Below are 20689 nucleotides of genomic sequence, written 5' to 3'. Positions count from 1 at the left end.
TGTAAGATTTAAGGCGCAAATTTCTTACAATGGAACCGTAAAATGGCTAGCACAGCGAACCAGATATACGATCGGATGAGCCATGACCCTCAGCCGAGCAAGGTATGGACCGCACGCGATTTTGCGGACACCGGCACTCGATCGGCTGTCGACGTCGCCCTCCACCGCCTCCGGAGTGACAACCGCATCAGGCGCATCGACCAAGGTCTCTACGATCTTCCTCGCACCAACCAACTGACGAAGAAGATTTCGCCACCGGACTACAAGTCGGTGATTCAGGCGGTCGCGAGACGGGACGGCGCCAAAGTACTGGTCGACGGAATAACCGCCGCCAACAACTTGGGACTTACCAACGCCGTGCCGGCGAAGGTGGTCGTGTGGACGGACGCCCGCGTGAAGCCGATCCAACTCGACCAAATGGTCATCGACTTCAAGAAAGTCGCGCCAAGTCGACTTCTGTGGGCTGACCGCCCGGCCGCGCAGTTGGTGCAAGCTCTGATTTGGCTGCGCGACGTTCTTCCTTCGGATGGCGACAAGATCGCAAAGCGCCTCAAGTCCATCCTGAACGACGGCGACGACGGGCACCGCATGCGAAAGGATTTGCAGGACCACTTGGGTGATCTCCCCGACTGGCTCGTTCCTATCGTAAAAGATATCCTCAAGTCCGACGCAACGGCGCCAGATCCGCTCCCGCCGATCCGCGGCCAATGAGATGCGATCATGACCGACCTGCCGCAGATCATTCGAGCAAGCGCTGAAGACCGGCGGGGACTGTTCCAACAAACCGGACAGCGTCTCTCCTGCCCCCCGGAGAACATCGAAAAGGACTTCTGGGTCTGTTGGATCCTCGACGCGCTCTACAACAAGGCGGGCATCGAGCAGCGTCTGCTTTTCAAGGGCGCGGCACGTCACTCTCGAAGGCCTTCGATCTGATCCAGCGGTTCTCGGAAGACATCGACATCACCGTATTCCGCGACGACCTGCCCGGCGAAAACTTCCCGTCAGACGACGATCTCCGCGCGATGGGATCGAACGAACGCAAGCGAAAGCTTGACGAAATAAAGGAGCGGTGCAGCAGTTTCATTAACGGCGAATTCCAGAACGCGCTGACGAACTTCGCCGCTGGTGAGCTCGAAGGACTGACGTTCAAGATCGAGCCCGATCCGGACGACCCCGACGTTCAATCCCTGCTCTTCCACTATCCAAGCGCATTCGCGGATTCCGACGAGCGGTACGTCCGACGCGTCGTGAAGATCGAATCCGGCGCCAAGTCGGCGCTCGATCCGCATGAGACGAAAACGATCAGTCCGTATTCTGCCACCGACACCGACGGCCTGGACCTCACCGTGCCAAACGTGCTGACGATCAAGCCCGAGAGGACGTTCTGGGACAAGATCATCATCCTGCACGGACAGCGACACTGGTTCCAGAACAGAGGGGAGCTCTACAAGGACGGGCAGCGATTGTCGCGCCATTACTACGATATATTCCGGCTTCTGACCTCCGAACACGGCGAAGCCGCACTGAAAGATCTGGAGCTCGCGGAAAGCTGCGTTCGCCATGCCCGCCTCTACTTCAACCGGAAGCCTCTCGATCTCGACCAGGCGACTCCCGGAACGTTCGGTATCGTACCGGTCGACGGCATGCTCGAACCTTTGAAGGCGGACTACCAGAAGATGGCCGGCATGATCTTCGGAGGAATCCCTTCTTTCGAGGATATCCTCGGCAAGATTAAAGCAGCCGAAGCGACCTTGAACGCCACCTGACCAAAGTCTCAATCGGTCCACCACCGGCTACGACCCTGCCGACGGACTTGCCGACGTGCCTGCCGTCGACGGCCGTCGCGAAGTCGCGTACCCACATCATCGGCGAAACCCGGTGGAGCGATTGAAAACGAGTTCGCTGGACGCTTAGCCTCGATACGGCTTCGATGCCAGGCGCACGCCGCCGTCATGGATTCCTAAGTTCAGACGGGCAAAAGGCTGCACTTGACGATTGCGAAGAATATGCGACCATAGGTTGTTCACGGAAAACGGGGCGGGAGGAAGCCATGGCGCGAAAACCGACCAAGAAGCCGAAGGTGAGCTTGATCGTCTCCGACGACAAGGACGTAAAGTTGAAGGTCCGACCCGGCAAGCTGCACGTCGTTCAGGTCGAAACTATCACTCCGGATCTGAAGAAGGCCGGTCGCGTCGGTGCTCGGCTTTGCGGGTACGGCACGAATATCTGCCTCGCCATCGTCGATATCGACAAGTGACTGCAGCGCGGCATCGTCTGCGATCATCGCGCTACAACTTCTGCGTCCCGCTAGGCGACGACAACGTCCTGTACAACGCGGGTACGGGCGCTTCGGTTCGGCTGTCGGGCCAGGACGCGCACGAGCTTGCGCAGCTGCTTTGCGGTCCTCCGCGGAGGGTCGCCGCCAAGACGATCCCGCGTACGCTCCTCGCCACACTACGGCGAGGGGGCTTTCTCGTCGACCACGAATTCGACGAGCTACACATGATCCGCGAGCGCTATTGGCATGCGCGTGGACGGACGCCTATGGTCATCACCCTCACGACGACGCAGGACTGCAACTTGGGTTGCTACTACTGCTACGAAGAGAGATCCCGCGATGCTCTCGCAGAAGGCGATGTTCCGGCGATAGTCGATTGGACCCGACAGCGCCTTGTCGCGTCGGGTAAGGACAGCCTTCACGTCGACTGGTACGGCGGAGAGCCGCTCCTCAACGTCGATTTCATCGATGCAGCGTCCGCTGCGCTTCAATCGTTATGCGAGGAGATCGGGGTAAGTTACTCCGCTTCCGTAATTTCGAACGGGACATGCTGGCCGGACGACATCGCCGGCTTCGTGAGGCGGCACCGCCTTCGGCAGGTGCAGATTTCCTTTGACGGCCTCAAAGCGAACCACGACAAGAGACGCCGATATAGAAAGGGCAGGGCGCCCGATCCGTCTGTCTCCTCGTTCGATCAGGCGACCGCGGTGGTCGACGGATTGCTCGAGGTGGTACGCGTCGACGTAAGGTTCAATGCCGATCACGGAAACCAATGCGATTTGGACGGCTTCATCGCCTTCTGCAAGGATCGCGGCTGGTTCGACAGAGCGTTTCCGTGCGTTTTTCAACTCGCACGGATATCCGACTTTTCCGAGCGCGCCGGATTTCTAAGCCGCACGAAACTTTCTGAGGAAGAGTTTGAGAGACTTCGCGAACGGTCCCGGCAGATGGTCCCTGACGAGAAAACTCTTGACGAAACCACAACCCGCTCGCTGTATCCTTTGCCAAGGACCTCCGTTTGTGCAGCGCTGGCCAACGATTCGATCGTGATCGGAGCGGACGGCAATCACTATCGGTGCGGGCTTCAGGTGGGCGAGAAGAACCGCCCCGTCGCCATCCGCCGTGCCGGAGGCGACATGGTGCCCGGCCGCGATGCGGACTGGTGGACCGGCTTCGACCCCACGCGGCAGCCCAATTGCAGCCGCTGCTCGTTCCTTCCGGTCTGTTGGGGCGGCTGTCCGAAGAAGCACTTGGAAGGCGACTCGCATTCCTTGCACGAGCAGAGCTTGTACTGGCGCAAGGCTTTGCCGCAGAAGATCGCCTGGCAATTCGGAGTGGCCCTCCAGGAAAGCGAATTCACATTCGCGGAGTCCGACCAGTTTAGGCCGGCTTCTCTCGACCCTTGATGTCCACTTGGTTCGGCACCGACAGCTGGACCTCAAATGGATGTCGAGTCCAAAGCTTTGGCAGAGACAAATGGTCCCTCCCGCAACTGCATCGCGTCGACAGCCGCAGCGCAGAAGTGCGCCTGCGACCGCAGTCCAGACATCGACAAACTAATGCAAAAAATATTGCACAAGCGAAAATCAGAGGCGCGCAGAATGCCAGCACGCCGATAACGAACTGAAGGCTCGATAGGCTTGCGATGGTGAACGCTCCGACCACCAGAATGGCGGCGACGACGTCACCTATAGCGCTCCATTTGCCGGGCCTTGTTTCGCCAGTTGCGGCGATGCGGACGCCGTTCAGGAAGGCGAGCAGGCCGAGGATGGCGGCCGTCATGAGCGCGATGCGACCACCCCCGATCAGCGTTCCGCTCCAAATCCGATCGGCGATCTGGTCGAGCGAAAATTCATGACGCCAGCCGTATAGGACTTCCAGCACGATGCGCGGGATCTGTGTGGCTAGACCCGCGACCAGAGCGTAGATCGGAACGAACAGGGCGTACCGACGTGGGTCCAAAAGCAGACCCAAACCCAACCTTGCAAGATCAGCGCGCAGAACGGCATACAGGAAGAGGCCGGAGGCGACAGTCAGGCCGAGATTCCAAGCCTCTCTCGACACGCCGAAAAAGTCGCGCCAGCCCGCCGTCAGCAACAATGTCAACGGCTGCAAGCCCGACATGACCAACGGATACAGGATCACCGAAATCAGGATCAGGTCACGATTTCTGATCGCGCGGTGTCGCGCGGCCGGATCAGGATGCAGATTGAAGAAATCTTTGAAGGCGTCGAACGGCCGGAACGCCGGCGGCCGCTGGGCGGCGAAGACGTCGGCCAAGGCGTCCGTTCCGGCAAGTTGGGAGCCGCGGAAGTCGTGGACGTGCTCGCGGCGAACGACGAAATAGTATGAATAGACGAAAACGATCGCGCTCGAGAGCATCAGAACCGCGAACTGCGAAGACAGGCCGGCAAAGACAGCGCCATCGAAGACCGGAATGAAGCCTCCGAGAGAGGGATGGCTACCGATGCCTCTGCGATCGATGAAGCCGAGTACTAGGCAGAATAGCGCGACCGCCCAGCCGAGCGTTCGGAAATGCAGGAGGATGCCGCGTCTTGCCCAGATTTCAAGCCGTGTTTCGGCAAGTTCGAGGTGGGATACCTCATGCCCTAACATGGCTTCGAAGGCACGCGGTCGATCGCGCTGCCGAATACGCTGGTTGAGACCGACGACGACCGCATCGCCGGGCGGTGTCACGCGTTCTCTCGCTTCCAAGGCGTCACCATTCTTCGGAGTGTACAAGAGGCCGGGCGGCGAAGGCAGGGTCGAACGCGCCGCGATATGCTCCAGCGCCGATCGGATGGAATCGAAGGACGTGTTCACGGCGGGTCGTTCAAGCTTCGACGCGGCATTTGTCCCGTTTCGCCATCGGTTCAGCGATGCAGCTGCTATGACAATCGCGCCCAGCACAGTCAGGCTGATCATCGAGAGCACGACGTTCGGATGGATGGCGTCGCCCATGTATCGTAGCGGGTAGCCCTCCCACAATTTCGCTAGAAAAAGATACTGCAGACAAACCGAGATGATGATTGCCGCCGCGGCGGGGCCGTCGGAAATGCCGAGGCGGCGCAGCAGACTCACAGGATGAGTGGCCTTCATTTCTTCGGGCCGACCTTGGCGTACAGCTTGGCGAAACCTGCCTCCAGTTTCGCCTTCTCGGCCGACGAAAAGCGGCTCTTGTTGATCGCCGATGTCACTTCCTTACGAAGCTTCTCCACGTCGTCCTTGGTGGCGCGACGATCCAGCACCCGATCGAGCAGGGAGCCTACGGCCGTCTTTACTCTGTCTTTGACGACGTCCTTGGCGACGTCCCCGAAGAACGCCAGAAGAAACGGAGCGACCATAGCGGCGAAAGTCGCGACTTCGGCCCCGCCTATGAAGCGCCCCTCGTCCTGTGCGTCAGCTCGATGCCATTCCTCCACCAGCGCGTCGAAGCCGTCTTCCACGACGAACGCGTCATCAGGCTCTACCTCGGCTACGATGGCGAGGGCCCATTTCTTGAGATTTTCGCGGTTCACTTCCGTCATGATCTTTCTCCAGAGAAAGGCGTATGAGCCGTCATCGACATGGTCCGTCAGCAATTATTGTCGGGACGCTGCGGCGCCGCAATGCACAGCCGGGCAGTTGGCCTGTCGGCCAGGGGATCATTGAGAACAAGGCCGGGCGGGCGGCTCCATTCGACCTGCTGAAGGAAGGGCAGGTTTACCTCCGCCTTGGAGTTGCAGGCTTTGAGGGGAGCTACCAGGGCCGAGTTCGAGCGACTCCAGCCGGCGAAGTCGACGGAAAAGCAGTAATCTCGCGGCAGTTGCTCGGTACTGTCGTCGATGGTGGCCAGAAGGGTATTTATCGACCGGCTTCCTTGCGGAGTGATCAGCGTCCCGCCGATCATCAACCTGTATTTGATGCCGACAAGGATATCCGCGATGTCCGAACGCACGGCTTGGCCGCTCCATTCGATGACCGTGCGCACCCGGTTCTTACCTCGATATTTCCGGTTGCTCGCGACGTCGTGGAGATCGTCGGCGCCGAAAGTTACGCTCCGGACATCCGCCAATACCGCTTTCTTGCCCGTTCTCGCATTCGTGTCGACGTTCTCCAGGAAAACGCTGACGCTTTCGGTCAGTCCCTTCGCATCCCATTCGACCTTCACCAGATCGAGATCGGTCAGCGCGAGGTCGGCGTTCGCACGTGCGGCAACGGGCGGTCTGGCCACGATTGACAGGGGCTCAGGCCTTGCGATGAGCCAAATGCCGAGGCCGACGAGTGCGGCGCAGACCAGAAGCACTATCAAGGTCAAGACGTTATGGAGAATGACGATGAGGCGGATCAGTTTCACGTCCTGATCATTCACCACACTGCGGACGGCCGTGTCCCGTTCGATCAATTGACCGATGCGCGTCGGCGTGAGCGATGCGTAATCCTTGATGTCGACATTTGGAGCGGCGCGCAGCTTATCGACGACGCCCTTCATGAGGTCGCCGCCGATGCGGTACTGGCCGGCCCAGAGATAGACGAAGAAGCCCACGATGCCGAGAACGGCTGGCAATCCCTTCAGAAAAACGAATGCATCCACGTCGATTGTCTCCGCACGGTAGAATTTTGCTCAATTTTTGCTTGCAGGACAAGTCCGGCACAATCTAAGTGAATCCATGGTCGCGCGGGAGGAAACGCTGCGAAATTCGGGCGGGTATTAGATTTTAACGGAGATTATGAAGGGCGTGGGGACAGATGAGCGTTCACAAGATTCGCTATGTAGTCCGGCCGCCCAGCGCCTGCCCAAAGGAGTTGCTTTCCGGCATAAGTCCCGGCGGCCAATGCGAGGTGGATACCGATTTCGTGGCCGCATGTGCCATCGGAGAGCTCCTTCAGACCGGTGGCGGATCGAGCAGGCCATTGGCCCTGCTGTTCGAAGAGCTCCTCGTCCCCGGCGGAGACGGACTCATTTGGAAGGGCAAGGGGCCTGGCCGCGGCAAGGAGATGCGGCGCGCGTTTTCAGGTTTGTTCGGCCGATTTTTCGCCCGGGCTTACCTCGCCCGATACCACGGTTTCGATTGGTTCACACCGATCGACGGAGATCCAACGAACGTCTCGAAGCGTCTGCGTGTCACCCGACTAGCCGGAAAGGGGACCGAGCTTCCGGATTGGATATGCGGCTCCGGATCGGGTCGAGTTGCGGTCGCCGAGGCAAAGGGTACCAGTCAGGCGTCGAACGGCACCGGCACCGGGTTGCCTGGTCCTATAAAAACTGCCGAGGGCCAACTCAAGGGAGTCGTGGTTGAGAGATTGCGGAACGTGGCCGGGAAGGATAGCTGGACCGCGGTTCGCGCAAAGGGCTGGGCGGTCATGTCGCGTTGGGGTGTCGAAATCCCACCACGCGATGCTTTCCTCTACGTGCTGGATCCGGACACGCACGGCGAACCCCCGTCGGCCCACGAACGGGACGATATGGTTCAGGACATTGCCCGGGCTCATGTCGGCTACCTTCTGGCCGGCATGGGGTTCAGCGAGATGGCATCGCAGCTCTTGGCGGAGCACGTTGCCGGCGGCAACAGGCCTCAGGAGGGAGCGTTCCTCGGGTCTGACGGTGAGGACTCTGCCACCTATCTAGGCGTACCCGTTGGACCGCTTGGCGTGCTGCCGTTTCCCCTCGGTCAAGCTCAGACCCTCGCCCAAGCGATGCCGAACTCGATCCGGTTCGTAGGGGTCGATGCGGATGTCATCCGGAGAGCTCTCGCAGGCCAACGCCTCGACGCGAGGGCGCGCCGCAGCGACGGACCGGTTCAGATCGGCGGAGACGGTCTCCTCTATGCTCCGATAGATCGGATCACGCCGCGTTCGTTGGCGATCTGACGGAAGCCAAAGGCGGATGACCCCGAATGGGGTCAGTTGTCGGGGTGGACGGTTCGTGTGCGTCGGCAGCGTTTCAGCGCCGCGTCGGAGACATGCTGGGGGCGCGACGGCAATTCGCAGACCCGGCAGCACACTGGTGTTTGCGGCGCGCGATCTGGTTGATGTTGCTGCCGATCCCTGGAGGGCAGCCCTCTCTTAGGGGAAAACTTCAGCCCTAATCAATCTGCCATTGAATTAGCCCATGCCGTGGTCGGACGAAATGGCGTCGAGTTTTAGTGCTGACTACTGGCGATCTTCTGGTATCTTGCAGCTTTCAGTTGAACGATAGTATCGCCGCAGGCTAGCTTGAAATTTGGTGCCTGGGCGATGGTTGGAAATTTGGGAGGCTCATTTGATTTCGTCAGCGATCCGTATTGCCGTAACGCTTACCTTTTTGTCAGCCAGCGGAGTGCTTGCGCAGAATTCGACGCCGTCCACTTCGGAGATATGCGTCGCGATCAAATCGGCGGCAGCCCCGAAAATCGACGAACAAATCGAAAAATTAAACGTACAGGTTGCCGATCTCAAGACCGCCGTCGCTTCCGCAGCGGCAGATTCCGCTTCCAAGAACGCCCTCGAAGTGCAGTTGAGGGAGGTCCAGGGCGAACTCCTCGATCTGGTCTACGCGCGCGAATGCACCCGTTCCGACATGACGATCCAGGTGTTCCGCGGGCCAAGCGACCCGCCCACGAAGTGGGTGGAGATCACAACATATTTCGCGACAAACCGGAAGGCGACAGGAAGCTCGACGCCTGCAGAGTTCTTCGGACCGGAGCGGGTAGCCGAGAGCCAGTTCGGAAAGACGGTGGTTTCGATTCCTACCGCGAGAAAGGCGGGGGACATGAATCTTCCCACACTATGGAAATTTGAGGTCAATCCCGATCCATCGAAGCATTTCGTCTTCAAACAGGTCGTTCCGCTAGATACCGTTGCCGCAACCACTGAACTCGCAAAGGCCGTTAGTCAGAGCACGAAGAAGTCCCTCCTGGTATTCGTCCACGGATACAACAACAGCTTTGAAGATGCTGCCTTGCGGACGGCTCAGCTTGCGCACGATCTGTCATTCCCCGGAGCGGCCATCTTCTTCAGTTGGCCTTCCCTGGGCACTACGAAGGGCTACTGGCACGACGAAGAGATCGTTCAGCTCTCAGAGGCCGCATTCGACGATTTTCTGGACAAGGTTGCCGCGGTCGGAGCGTCCGAGGTCTTTCTCATAGCGCACAGCATGGGAAACCGCCTTGTCACCACGGTTCTTAGGGATCGCGCATCGAAGGGAAAGACCATCCCCAACCTTAGGGAGTTGATGTTGGCGGCTCCAGACATCAACGCGGAGATATTCAAGGAAAAGATCATTCCCGGGCTCGCCGCAATCGACGTGCATAGAACTATCTATGCTTCCAGCGGGGACGTTGCCCTGCGCGCGTCGAAGATCGTCCATGACTTCCGCCGCGTCGGGGAGACCGTCGACGGAGTCCTCACCTTCGATGGGTACGAGACCATAGACGCTTCCGCGGTTGCACCGATCGTTCGCGCCTTCGGTCATTCTTACGTAGTCGACAGCGCCAAGGTGCTCGGAGATATCGCCGACACGATGAATCTGCATTTCAGCGCTGATCAGCGGAGCCTTCCCAGGGAAGGCACGCCTCCGTCCGCTTGGTGGGTACTCAAGTAATCTAGCGGCGAGGCTTATATGCGCAACCTACGACGTCTTGCTCCGGCGTTTCTGCTCCCCTTGATGGCCTCGTACGGATACGCGCAGCAGGCTCCGGATGCGGCCATAGAGCAAGCCAGGCTCCTTCAGGATAAAGGAGCCTATCGGGAGTCGCTCGCCGTCCTCGATGCCATGCCGATGTCTGCCCCGCTCTCGCAAGCCGAGAGAAGGAGCGCGGCTACGGTTCGTGCGGAAGACCTGTTGGGGCAGGCCCGTTTCGACGAAGCCGTCGCCCCGGCTCAAGCGGCCCTTGATGCTTCCGCAGGGCTCTCGAAGAAGGAGATGGCCGATACACTATTTCTTGTCGCCAGGGTGGCGGCGTCCGGTGATGCTCCCTCGGCGGAGGCGCTCGATAGAGCGCTGAATGCGGCTATTGAAGCGGATGGTGCGGACGGCCTACGCGTGCTGCGAGTTAAGGATAGGATCGCTCTCGTCCTGTCCACCGCACGCGCTGCCGAAGCGGAAAAGATGATCCGGGATGTGATCGCCAAGGCGGACCCCCTGCCAGGCGATCCGGCGCGTGACAAGCTGCGCTTCAGGAATACCCTCGGAATCACGCTGTTGCGGCAATCGAGTTACGACGCAGGTAGGGAAGCTTTCGCGCTGGCCTATGAAGGGCGCCTCAAACTGCTATCCGACAGGCATCCGGAAACTCTCGAGAGCGAGCATAATCTCGGATACGCGCTGCGGCGTCTGGGCCGCGTCCAGGCCGCTGACGACGTACTGTCCCGAGTACTTCGCCTGCGGATCGAGGTCTTGGGTGCTGACCATCCGGACACTCTCGTCACCCGGACGGTGATGGTAAGGCAGCTGATCGACAAATCGAAGTTCGATGAGGCCGTCAGCGAATCCCGTGCGATTACCGCCGCTCTCGTTGCGCGGCTCGGGGAACGAAACTCACGTACGCTGGAAGCCATTTCCGACATGGCGGACGCCCTATTCAACAGTGGGCGTGTCTCCGAAGGGGTCGAAGCGGCCCGCAGAGCATATTCCTTGGCCGTGGAGGTGATCGGAGAAAGCAAGACCGAGACGATGAATATCGGTCACCAATACGCGGGGCTGCTATATCGGTCCGGTCGGTTCGCCGAAGCGCTTTCGATGTACCAGCGGATACTCACGGTAACGCGAACCCTCTTCGATGACGAAAACATCGATACGATCGCCACGCTTCACAACATCGCTGCCGTGCTGTCCGATCTCGGACGGAATGACGACGCGATCCAAGCCTATCGGTATTGTGCGATGGTCTTGGCCAAGAGGCTCCCGGAAACCCATCCCAGTCGTCTCAGCGTGCAGAACAATCTTGCGCAAGCGCTGATCAGCGCTGGTCGGAACGACGAAGCGTTGGAAGTTATCACGGAGGTCGTCCGGCTGCGCAGTACGGTGCTCGGTCCGGAGAATCATCTGACGCTGCTTTCGCGCAGCAATCACGCCGCCATCCTCGCCGCTCTGGGCCGCTTTTCCGAGGCAATCGCCGAGCATCGTGAAGTCTACGCCATCAGGGTACGTACACTCGGCGAGGCACATCCGGAAACTTTGAAGAGCCTGCACAATCTGGCGTCTTCGCTCGGCGACGCCGGTCAGCGCGCGGAAGCAAAGCAGTTCTTCGAGAAAGTGATTACGCTTCGTAGCGAACGCTTGGGGCCGCGGAACATCGCCACGGTATACAGCATGCGCGCTCTCGCCTCCGTGCTTGTGGCAGGAGAGGAGTTTGAGGACGCGAAAAAGCTGCTCCGCCGGGTCGTCGAGGCTTCGGAAGCCCTGCGCTCCGCAGGTGGGCTGCCCGACAATCTGCGGCGAAGCTTCTTCGCGACGGTGACCCCAGCTTATAAGACGCTCGCCGTATTGGAGGCCCGCTTGGGAGATTTCGATGGCGCGGTGAGAGTTTCAGAGTTGTCGAAGGCACGTACGCTGATCGAGACTTCCTCCGCGCGCGGTGTCGCGCGGAACACCTTGCCCGAGGCCGATAGGAACGCGTTGTCCGAATTCGAGTTCCGGATTGCCGCCCTCGACGGACGGATTCCGAGTGTCTCCGACGTGACGCTTCGCTCCGACCTGGAAGCGCAACGCGACGGGCTGGCATCCGATTTCTCCAAAATGGATACTGAACTGCGCTCCAAGTATCCTCTCTATCGGGAGGCGACTGACTTCCAGCTTGTGAGCGGGAAGGATGCCGCTTCGTTGCTTCCGGAGAATGGCGCGTTTCTCGATTTCATCCAGGGCGATCGCGATCTGCTGCTGATTTGGATCAACGGGAGCGGCAAGCAGGGTACGGTAATCCTTCCGCAGTTGGCGAACCTACCCGCCACGCTCGAGGCTTACCGGGCGGCCTTGGCCATGCCCGACGGCGTCGCGGGATTGCGATATCCGCCGCCTGGAGTGCCCCGAAATCTCGTTTGGAAGTTGAAGGACGGATCCTTCCGGATGCAGCCCGCCGAAGCCGGAGCGGTTGCAGAAGCGAAGCTTGTCGGTGACATCGAGGAGATCCGGCAGGAATTGTCGTCGTGGCTTTCGAAAGCATTGCCTGCGGACGTGCTGCAGGCCCGGCGATGGTACATCAGCCCGGACGGGCCTCTCGCATCGGTTCCATTGGAGACGTTGAAGGTCGATGGATCCTTTCTCGTCGAAAAGCACGACATTTCTTCGATCCAGTCGATCTCTCTGATGAGCTTGTCGAAGGAGCGCGTGAAGCGATACACGCAGACCGACCGGTCGCAGATGTTGGCGGTGGGTGATCCGACTTATGCAGTAGCTCCGCCTTCCGACGGCAGTTTGTCCGGAATCGATGCGTTGCGTGGACCGACCGCGAGCTCGTCCGGTCTGCTGACCTGGCCGAACCTGCCGGGCGCTGCGAAGGAGCTAAGTGAACTGGCCGGGCTGTTCTCTCTGAAGGCTGGCCGCGACATGTTCTCGGGCGCTGATGCATCCGAGGCCACCGTCAGGCGGCTTCAGAACGAGGGCGGGCTTCAGAAGTATCGCTATGTGGTGTTCTCCACGCACGGTTATCTCGATAAGCAAAATCCCGAGCTCAGCGGTATAGTGCTTTCGCAAACGAACCTTGGCGCGAACGAGGACGGCTACTTGCGGGCGTCTGAACTTTCCACGTTCGACTTCAGGAGCGACCTCGTCTTCATCTCGGCCTGTGAGACCGGGGTCGGCAAGTGGGTGTCGGGCGAGGGCATCCTGGGTCTGCCTTTCGCTCTCTATGCGGGAGGGAATGCGAGCACCGTTCTTACCCTGTGGCCGGTTCTCGACGGCAGTACCGCCCAGTTCGTCGAGAGCTTCTTCCGCAAGGTGAAGGACGGTCAGGCGCCCGGCGTCGCGTTGTCGGAAACGAAGAGAGAATTCATCGCCGACGCCGATCCGGCCAAGCGCCGGCCTGTTGTCTGGGCGCCGTTCGTCTATTATGGCGACTAGCTAGCTAGTACTCCCGGGAACAGTCGGCCGAAGCGATGAATGCCCAATCGGCAACGTCGATCCAAAGCTGACGTGTCTTTGGTCAGGGTTGGATCGTGCCGTTGTACGGCTCGTCGCCCAGGCCGCAGCTTGCGTGACTATCCGACGCTTCCGAATGTCCAATTCTCGAGGCGGACGAATGCGTGGAAGCGACATCCCGGTTCAGGGCATACCACGCTCGGAAAGACATTCCCCTCCGGGTCCACGCTGTGCCCTCGCAGCGTCAAAACGTGCCCTGACGTGCAGGCCATCGTAGCCTTGAAGCGCTCTCTTGTGGACGGATGACACGGACACCAGGCGCCACGTTGAGGCCGGTCGGCGCCGTCGACCTGCCGTCTTATTGCGATGCGGCGGGCTCCTCGCCTCCGGCGGGGAAGGATCGAACGAAAGAAATCGATTGTCCCATTTACCCAGCGTGAAATCTTAGTGCTCCCAGGCGACTTCGATAAAGTCAGCTACGCAAATACGGAGGCCTTCTTCTTCGATGCGAGGCCCAACGTCAACACCGCCCGCGTCGTCGAAAAGCACTCGATTCGAAACTCCCAGTTCTCGCCGGCGTCATCCATAAGTATGTCGATTACCTCGAACACAGGCCCCTTCGTTCGATTGGTAGCGTGTGCTTTGACGAGAGCGTATGCCATCTCCGGGCTTAAGTTGGAAAACTTGCCTTTGAAGGCCGGCGACCTGATGAAGTAGCGCCATGCCAACGGCCCGTCGTGAGCACCGATCTTCGGGAATTTAGGATGGGAACTGACGACTCCGAACGCAGCATGCTCCGGATCGCGGCTCTCGATCAAGCGCCAGAATGTCGACACGATGGAATTCTCATACCGTTTGGCAAGCTTCTTGACCGAGTCGAATGTCGGTTCCAAGTCGCGAGCCTCCGCGGTGAACCGATCCGACATGAAGAGCAGGCGACCTGCGCCGTAGTTGGCTTCTGCCTCGATCGTAGCGTGGCAGGTCGGATCGAGGGTGACCCTGTTGTCACCCAGCAAGAAATCCTTGTGCCATCCGATGACGCTATGGCTGATTTCGTGGCTCTCGATCCAGCGGTGCTTTGGTTCCGGTACGGTCTCGTCCAAGAGAATACGCATGGATGACGGCACCCAGAACGCAGTCAACTTTGACTTGGTCAATGCGTCGCTCAGTATTCTGCCTACGTCGGGGATGGTCTTTCTGGCGAATAGCTTGAAGCGGTGAGTGATTTCATCGAGAAACCCGGGATCAGTGCTCTTGTAGTAGCGGAGATCGAGCTTGAGGAGCTTTCGCACTTCCGCGAGACGTACGGGCGGCTCCGGAGTTCCCAAGTCGCGTAAGATGCGGTTGACCTGAGTGTCGATCTCGCGCCTTTCGTATTCTCCGACCTCAGCCTCGATCATCACTCGCACTCGCCTATGCCAATTCGTTTAACGCCCCGACGAATGCTTCCAACACTTCCAACTGCTCTTGCGAAAGATTGGAAACATCGTCCGAGTGAGCCGCGAACTGGACTGCTGTATTGTACAGTTTTCGATCTATTGCGACCGTCGCGCCGGACATCTGAGAAAGATTGTTCAGCGAAACTCCAAAGAAACTGGAAAGATTATGGAGAAGACGAGGGCGCGCCGTGTAGCTTGGATTGGTTTCGACCTGCCGGAGCTCTTCTTCCGAGACGTCAGCCTTCACGGCCAATTCCGGTAACGTTAGGCGATCCCGCATGCGCAATTGGCGAACGAGCGCACCTAACGCAATCCTCAACTGGAGGGCGGTACGTGGTGCCACGATGGATGACTTTCCGCTTGCTAGGTCATCCGCCACTGCATTCCGCTCAAGCGGCCTCCCGGCATCCGTCTCGATATCCGGATCCGACTTGATCTTCTGCTCAAGCCATTGCGTCGAAAACAGAAGTTTCATGGTCAAACCTCCGCTCCTTTGAGGAATTCGATCGCTTGTTCTTCCGTCATCTCGAAGTAGCGCATTCCCTCTGCTTCGTCGAAGCCACAGTCAGTAAGGCCTAGTTCCTGGTACCAGGTCTCCGATTGCTCGAGCGCATGCAGGCCGATCCTGCCGCGAAACTCGAGATCGAAGCTTAAGCTGACGCTGGTAGCGAACAGCGCGCGACCTACGCCCTTGTATTTGGGCGCCTCGGTGAATTTGTGCCTGTTCCAGGGCGCAGTCGCAATACGATCGATATAGGCGAGCTCACGTCCGTTGTGCGGCGGGAGCTTCGCGAACTTGGTGGCGACGTTGACGTTCATCAAGCCTTGCGTCACGCCGCCGCATTCGATGACAAAACTCTCATAGGAGAGGGTCGATGTCATGATCTCATCCCATTCCCAGTGCGAGTCTTGTGCATTGCCCGCTGCGGATTCATCCCAGTTCGTGAAATCGGCCTTGCGTCGCTCCAGCTCCGGCTTCCACAGATCTTCGTAATGTCGACGGTTTACGTCGTCGCATCCCGAGAATATCTGCGCAGGCTCGATTTCGCCCGTATGCCGATTCAACAGAACGGCGGCGCCGAGAAGCTTTTTCATAGCACGACGAGCTCGGCCTTATCTTTCGTGGTCGGATGCTCCACGAAGACTTTCTCTCCGCGTTCGATCCGCTCGGTGACCGATTGATAGAGGCGGAGAGCCTGGCGGAGCAGGGCCGTCTTAGACATGCCCCGCCGCTGCGAAAGCTCATCGAGAACTTCCATCTCCTTGTCGCTCAAGATGAGCGTCATTTGCCGGCGATCCATAGCCAAAACCTACGAATTTGCTTCGTTGTAGGCTGCATTATGTACTGTTCGGCTACAAAGTCAACTTTTTTTACATTTAAAATGGCCATTGACTACATAAAAAATATGTATTATATGGTGATCCATGATGATTTCCCGGCATGGAGGAGGGTCATGAGCGACGATTTGGAAAAGGCTGGGCACGATCTCGCCAAGGCCCGCGCGGACCTTGAACGGGCGGAGGCTCTTTACGCCGAGGCCGAAAAGGAGATGGCCAAGGCACGCAGCGAATTGGCACAGGCAGAGGAGGAGATCGAGAAAGCCAAGAAGAATCACATCGAGGTCTCGATCTCGACGACGGCCGGCTTCTATCCCGCCGAAGGGTTCAATTCGGTTCCTGAAAACCAGCCCATCCAGCATGAGTTGGATAAGGCGAAGAAGGAACTGAACATCAAGGACGTCACCGGCTGGATTGCGAGCGTGATCACGCCCGGGGGGAAGCGGACGCTCGATCCTTCGAAGAGTTACGTCGAAAACGGCCTTAGCGGTAAGGCCGAGATCGACTGGGGCCCGAGCGAAGGGGGCGGTGGCTAATGCATCCCGCCGCCGTACAAGCGCTGTTCGGGGAGGAAACGAAACATCTCGGCCCTGTACTGTGCGCGCGGCGGGGATGGACGATGCATCGCATCGACTTCCCGCTCATCAACTGCTCGTTCAACGCCAGCGGCAGGACGCCCCTGCGGCTGACGTTGACCTGCGATAATTGGAACGAACTTCCGCCTTCCATTCGCCTGGAGACGCCCTCCGGTGAGCCGCTGCGGGTTTTGCTGCCGAACCCGACGGGAGTCTTCCACGCCGGGCCTCACCATGTCACGAACTTGCCCTTCGTCTGCATGCGTGGATCTCGCGAATACCACACGCACCCCAGTCACGTGACGGATTACTGGGACGGTTGTCGCGGAAGCTCGAGCTACACAATCGGGGGCATCATCACTCAGATCTGGAATGCTTGGCTCAAGGGAACAGGTTGATGATCCATTGTTCGAGCCAGGTCGTTCAAGCGACGTTATCGTTTCTGCGGGCCGCTGGAGAGCAGAACAGCGAGTGCGTTGTTTTGTGGTTGGGTCGTCGCGGTCGCGAGGCTACGAGCGTCGTCGAGTGCTATCGGCCTCTTCAACTCGCTAGGGCCAACCGATTCCAGATCCCCGTCGAGGGAATGGACGTGCTGCGCACAAAGCTCCGTTCGGAAAGGCTTATGGTTGCTGCTCAGGTCCATTCGCATCCGCAGGAGCCTTCCATTCGAAGGCGGACGACGCTTGGGCGATAGTTCGGCATGGAGGGGCTTTGTCGCTCGTCGTGCCGAGGTTCGCCCGGGATACCTTTTCCGAGAACTTTTTGGAGCAAACCAAGGTGTATAGGTTCTCTGACGCGGCGACCTGGGACGAAGTGCCCGGCGAGCGAGTGGTGCAAGAATGTCTACGGATAGTCTAACTGCGGAAGCCAGGCGCGAGAACGCAGCAATGCTTGCCGCGGCGCTCGGGACCGATCTGGAGTCTGCCGGCGACGCGTTGCAGTTCGGGGTGGCGATCACCTTCGATCCTGCTGATGCTACTGCTGCCGCCGTAGCGGACGATTTGGTCGCTCTTCTGGCTAGGACTATCGGGACGGTCACTCTTGGCCGGGCAGAACCAGATACGGCTCTGGAAGTGCTGATCGGCAGAGTAGATGCCAAGACCAGCCTGCCATCCCTGTTGGTTCATGTGGGATCCGATGCAGCTGTGATCGGAGGCGATCCTGCGCAGGAACGTTGCGCAGATATTCCTCGGATTCTTTGCCTCCTGGTTGCCTGCTACGCGGCAGCAGCGACCATGCAAGCCGTGTTCGGAGCTCGGCTTCCGTTCGAAGCCGCACTGCCGCAGCGGATATCCTTCGATCAGTTGGGAATCGATCCGGAGGCGTTTGATGCGCCGGTCGCTCTGGGAGACTCCTATCTTGCCGGTGCAGGCGCCATCGGGAACGGCTTCCTTTGGGCAGCGAGACACCTGAACTTCACGGGAATCCTGCACATCGTCGACGACGACGTCGTCAGTCCCGGAAACCTAAACCGTCAGATTTGGTTCAGTAAGGACGACATCGGCCTTTCGAAGGCCGAGCGTCTGTCGAGCCACGCGCAGGGTGAATTTCTGGGTCTGAAGCTGACGCCCAGATCGTATAGGCTGCAGGATCTGCCGGAAAAGTCGGATGGTCCCTGGTTGACCCGACTTCTGGTCGCGGTCGATAGCCGACGGGCTAGACGGAAGATCCAGATGGAATTTCCAGGAGAGGTCTTCGATGCTTCTACGACAGATATTCGCGAGCTAGTAGTTCACTATCATCGGCAGCCGACGCGGGGCGCGTGTTTGAGCTGCATCTACGAGGCAGATCAGGAGGAGTTCACTAGAGAGCACCATATCGCGGAGCATCTCGGTGTGTCCGTTGAGGACGTGAGGTCCGAACGGATCAGCCCTTCCGCTGCACATCAGATTGCCGCGAAGATTCAAGGCATCGAAGCTTCGGCTCTGATTGGAATCGCCTACGACACGCTGTTCAAGAAACTCTGCGGTGAAGGGGCGCTGCGGACATTAGAGGGGCGCAGAGTCGTTGCGCCCTTCGCCTTTGTGTCGGTTCTGGCGGGTACCCTTCTTGCTCTAGAGGTGCTCCGAAGAGCCGGATCCGGACGCAACAATGTCGACTTCAACTACTGGAGAGTTAGCCCTTGGCACTCTCCAATCGGACGCAGGCGCGTTTTCCGGCCGCCTCAGGGAGGTTGCGAGTTCTGCGGCAACCCCGTGCTGCGATCGGTAAATGCCGCTCTCTGGGGACCTTGTCCGGCGCGAATCGCACCTAGCATGACGCCGAGGTGCAGAGGAAGAAGGTCGACGATCCAGAGACAAAACTTACGAACCCGTAAGGCAAAGGCCTTTGGTAATCCCGCGGAGCGGAGCGTCTCCATCAGCGCGTGCGTGGAGCGTTCGAAAAGCTCGTCAAAGTAGACGGTGAATAATTCTAGCGTATGACGTGCGTCGAATTGGCAGGCGCTTTATCCTTCGAAAACAACGTTGATTCTACATTGGGCCGGTCAGCGATACGGGCAGGAGCCACGCATGAAGAAGTTTCTAAGATTCATTGAGAGGATGGCGCACTGGTTCGCCCTCGTTCTCGGCGTAGTGGCGATCGTCTGGATCGGCGTAATCGTCGGGCGCCCCGCAGAAAAAAGTGGGGGCCAGCCAACCTTCGCCGGCGCTGACCAGAAGCAGAAGCGCCTCGCGGTCTATCTCGACGGCACCTGGAATAGCGTCGACAGCAATACGAACGTCTGGCGGATGCGGGCGCTCACTGCGGCGAAGAGCAAGGACGACAAGCCCCAACTCGTATACTACTCGGTCGGCGTGAACGGTGTTCTTGGCGGAATGTTTGGTCAAGGATTGGATGACAACATTCGGCTGGCTTACGAATGGCTGATCGAGAACTACAACGACGGCGATGAGATCTTCATCTTCGGCTTCAGCCGGGGCGCATATACCGCAAGAGCACTTGCCGGACTGATTGCGATCGATGGCGTTCTGAAAGCCGGTTCGCCGATCGGCGTGGCAGAACTGTTCGAACGCTATAGGAAGGGCGACGAAGAGAGCATCTGGAGACTGAAGGAAATGCAGGCGTCCGGGGACGCGGGCAAGCTGTCGGAGCAGGAAAGATGGCTCCTCAAATACTCCCAGCCGGCGGACGTGAAGATGATCGGAGTCTGGGATACCGTCGGCTCGGTCGGTCTGGCTGCCGGCAACATCGCCGGAATCAGCCGATCGCAGTTCGACTATCTCCAGACCGGTCTGCGCATCCATATCCTCAACGGATATCACGCACTTGCGATAGATGAACATCGCAACGACTTCGCGCCTACTCTTTGGACTATCCGCCATCCAAAAGATCCGAATGCAGTCATTGCTCAGCCGCGACCGGTGTCCGGCGTTGAGCAACGCTGGTTCGTGGGCGCCCATGCCAACGTCGGGGGCGGCTATGAGACCGATCTTCTGAACCAGGCACCGCTGCGCTGGCTGATGAAGAAAGCGGAATCGCACGGTCTCGCTTTCCGTTCGGAAGTCGAGCTGGACGGAGACTCCGTCACGGCGCCGATCGCCGATTCCTACGGCAAATTCGGCTACGGGATCTACCACCTCATCAGTTCGCCTCTCTATCGCGCGATCGGCGCCGATCCCGAAGTGCGCGACGACGGGACGCACCCCACCGTCAACGAGACGATCGACACCAGCGTATTCAAACGGTGGCGCGCTGATCCCGCTTATCGACCCAAGAATCTCGTCGAATGGGCACAGCGCAAAAAGGTAGACCCCGCCCGGTTGCAGACGTCCGTTCAGGCCGACAAGCCGCAAGAGGCGGTACCAGACCAATAGGCGCATCTGGCTTCGACTAGCGGTCCCGTACGTGCTTCCTCGCCGCAAGGACATCCAGCACGAATCACGCACGGCTTCGAAGGCATGACCGCCAATGAAGTGACCCTGGACGAATTGCTCGAAACCCGAGAGACGCTGATCGCCGAAATCGCGGGAAAAATGCCGCAAGCTCACAAGGATTTCCTCATAGGGTTCTAGCGCGGTGAGCC

At 59.1% G+C, this 20689-nt stretch carries 20 protein-coding genes; 12 read left to right on the top strand and 8 right to left on the bottom strand.

Going from position 1 to position 20689, the window contains the following annotated elements; all coding sequences use genetic code 11:
* The first annotated feature begins 75 nt into the window (after nucleotides 1–75).
* The 5 genes from ALC15_RS36715 to ALC15_RS36700 all read left to right on the top strand — a co-directional run bounded on the left by ALC15_RS36715 (nucleotide 76) and on the right by ALC15_RS36700 (nucleotide 3684).
* Complete coding sequence (locus tag ALC15_RS36715) at nucleotides 76–711, top strand: DUF6088 family protein (RefSeq protein WP_244486425.1); 636 nt, start codon at nucleotides 76–78, stop codon at nucleotides 709–711.
* Between the two features lie 9 nt (nucleotides 712–720).
* Nucleotides 721–933: a hypothetical protein gene (locus ALC15_RS46790; RefSeq protein ID WP_244486424.1), complete on the top strand. Its 213-nt coding sequence runs from the start codon at nucleotides 721–723 to the stop codon at nucleotides 931–933.
* On the top strand, nucleotides 840–1766 hold the full coding sequence (locus ALC15_RS36710) for a nucleotidyl transferase AbiEii/AbiGii toxin family protein (RefSeq protein WP_244486423.1): 927 nt from the start codon (nucleotides 840–842) through the stop codon (nucleotides 1764–1766). Before ALC15_RS46790 ends, ALC15_RS36710 begins: the two co-directional genes overlap by 94 nt.
* Nucleotides 1767–2050: 284 nt before the next feature.
* A complete protein-coding gene (locus tag ALC15_RS36705) occupies nucleotides 2051–2257 on the top strand; it encodes a hypothetical protein (protein ID WP_050631493.1) in 207 nt (68 codons plus the stop codon).
* Between the two features lie 245 nt (nucleotides 2258–2502).
* On the top strand, nucleotides 2503–3684 hold the full coding sequence (locus tag ALC15_RS36700) for a radical SAM/SPASM domain-containing protein (protein ID WP_128089683.1): 1182 nt from the start codon (nucleotides 2503–2505) through the stop codon (nucleotides 3682–3684).
* Here ALC15_RS36700 and ALC15_RS36695 read toward each other — a convergent pair.
* Genes ALC15_RS36695 through ALC15_RS36685 form a run of 3 tightly spaced genes read right to left on the bottom strand, consistent with a single transcriptional unit; the run spans nucleotide 3659 to nucleotide 6851 of the window.
* Nucleotides 3659–5377 carry a hypothetical protein gene (locus tag ALC15_RS36695; RefSeq protein WP_050631491.1) on the bottom strand — a complete coding sequence of 573 codons (1719 nt, stop codon included), beginning with the start codon at nucleotides 5375–5377 and terminating at the stop codon, nucleotides 3659–3661. The genes ALC15_RS36700 and ALC15_RS36695 overlap by 26 nt on opposite strands.
* Complete coding sequence (locus tag ALC15_RS36690) at nucleotides 5374–5805, bottom strand: hypothetical protein (RefSeq protein ID WP_128089682.1); 432 nt, start codon at nucleotides 5803–5805, stop codon at nucleotides 5374–5376. Before ALC15_RS36690 ends, ALC15_RS36695 begins: the two co-directional genes overlap by 4 nt.
* Nucleotides 5806–5852: 47 nt before the next feature.
* Complete coding sequence (locus tag ALC15_RS36685) at nucleotides 5853–6851, bottom strand: hypothetical protein (protein WP_050631489.1); 999 nt, start codon at nucleotides 6849–6851, stop codon at nucleotides 5853–5855.
* A gap of 155 nt (nucleotides 6852–7006) precedes the next feature.
* Here ALC15_RS36685 and ALC15_RS36680 point away from each other — a divergent pair, with 155 nt between their 5' ends.
* Nucleotides 7007–8128 (top strand): hypothetical protein, encoded by a 1122-nt coding sequence (locus ALC15_RS36680; RefSeq protein WP_050631488.1) that lies wholly within the window; start codon nucleotides 7007–7009, stop codon nucleotides 8126–8128.
* 73 nt (nucleotides 8129–8201) lie between these two features.
* On the opposite strand, the gene ALC15_RS48190 is transcribed toward ALC15_RS36680, so the two are convergent.
* The gene (locus ALC15_RS48190; RefSeq protein ID WP_128089684.1) at nucleotides 8202–8303 is read right to left on the bottom strand and encodes a hypothetical protein; all 102 of its coding nucleotides are present in this window, start codon (nucleotides 8301–8303) and stop codon (nucleotides 8202–8204) included.
* 216 nt (nucleotides 8304–8519) lie between these two features.
* On the opposite strand from ALC15_RS48190, the gene ALC15_RS36675 reads away from it, so the two are divergent.
* Together ALC15_RS36675 and ALC15_RS36670 are read left to right on the top strand one after the other, a co-directional pair.
* Nucleotides 8520–9839, top strand: coding sequence for an alpha/beta hydrolase (locus tag ALC15_RS36675; RefSeq protein WP_128089681.1), 1320 nt, complete (start codon nucleotides 8520–8522; stop codon nucleotides 9837–9839).
* Nucleotides 9840–9857: 18 nt separating this feature from the next.
* Complete coding sequence (locus ALC15_RS36670) at nucleotides 9858–13295, top strand: CHAT domain-containing protein (RefSeq protein ID WP_050631486.1); 3438 nt, start codon at nucleotides 9858–9860, stop codon at nucleotides 13293–13295.
* Nucleotides 13296–13789: 494 nt separating this feature from the next.
* Here the strand turns inward: ALC15_RS36670 and ALC15_RS36665 are convergent, their stop codons facing one another.
* From ALC15_RS36665 to ALC15_RS36650, 4 genes are read right to left on the bottom strand one after another with little or no spacing between them, the layout of a single operon-like run.
* Nucleotides 13790–14713 carry an ImmA/IrrE family metallo-endopeptidase gene (locus ALC15_RS36665; protein ID WP_063781919.1) on the bottom strand — a complete coding sequence of 308 codons (924 nt, stop codon included), beginning with the start codon at nucleotides 14711–14713 and terminating at the stop codon, nucleotides 13790–13792.
* Nucleotides 14714–14726: 13 nt separating this feature from the next.
* Nucleotides 14727–15227 (bottom strand): helix-turn-helix domain-containing protein, encoded by a 501-nt coding sequence (locus ALC15_RS36660; protein WP_050631485.1) that lies wholly within the window; start codon nucleotides 15225–15227, stop codon nucleotides 14727–14729.
* A 2-nt stretch (nucleotides 15228–15229) separates the two neighbouring features.
* A complete protein-coding gene (locus ALC15_RS36655; RefSeq protein WP_050631484.1) occupies nucleotides 15230–15847 on the bottom strand; it encodes a GNAT family N-acetyltransferase in 618 nt (205 codons plus the stop codon).
* Nucleotides 15844–16038 (bottom strand): ribbon-helix-helix domain-containing protein, encoded by a 195-nt coding sequence (locus ALC15_RS36650; protein ID WP_094194346.1) that lies wholly within the window; start codon nucleotides 16036–16038, stop codon nucleotides 15844–15846. The genes ALC15_RS36655 and ALC15_RS36650 overlap by 4 nt, the downstream gene beginning before the upstream one ends.
* A gap of 168 nt (nucleotides 16039–16206) precedes the next feature.
* Here ALC15_RS36650 and ALC15_RS36645 point away from each other — a divergent pair, with 168 nt between their 5' ends.
* The 4 genes from ALC15_RS36645 (at nucleotide 16207) to ALC15_RS36625 (ending at nucleotide 20480) form a co-directional block, all read left to right on the top strand.
* Nucleotides 16207–16626, top strand: a complete 420-nt coding sequence (locus ALC15_RS36645; RefSeq protein WP_128089680.1) for a hypothetical protein — start codon at nucleotides 16207–16209, stop codon at nucleotides 16624–16626.
* A complete protein-coding gene (locus ALC15_RS36640) occupies nucleotides 16626–17063 on the top strand; it encodes a putative metal-binding protein (RefSeq protein WP_050631481.1) in 438 nt (145 codons plus the stop codon). The genes ALC15_RS36645 and ALC15_RS36640 overlap by 1 nt, the downstream gene beginning before the upstream one ends.
* Nucleotides 17064–17504: 441 nt before the next feature.
* Nucleotides 17505–19064: a ThiF family adenylyltransferase gene (locus tag ALC15_RS36630; protein ID WP_094194345.1), complete on the top strand. Its 1560-nt coding sequence runs from the start codon at nucleotides 17505–17507 to the stop codon at nucleotides 19062–19064.
* A gap of 111 nt (nucleotides 19065–19175) precedes the next feature.
* The gene (locus ALC15_RS36625; RefSeq protein WP_244486422.1) at nucleotides 19176–20480 is read left to right on the top strand and encodes a T6SS phospholipase effector Tle1-like catalytic domain-containing protein; all 1305 of its coding nucleotides are present in this window, start codon (nucleotides 19176–19178) and stop codon (nucleotides 20478–20480) included.
* The last annotated feature ends 209 nt before the right edge of the window (nucleotides 20481–20689 follow it).

It is taken from the genome of Bradyrhizobium viridifuturi (assembly GCF_001238275.1).
GTDB classification, from domain to species: domain Bacteria; phylum Pseudomonadota; class Alphaproteobacteria; order Rhizobiales; family Xanthobacteraceae; genus Bradyrhizobium; species Bradyrhizobium viridifuturi.
This window is presented reverse-complemented; position numbering and strand designations above follow the sequence as displayed.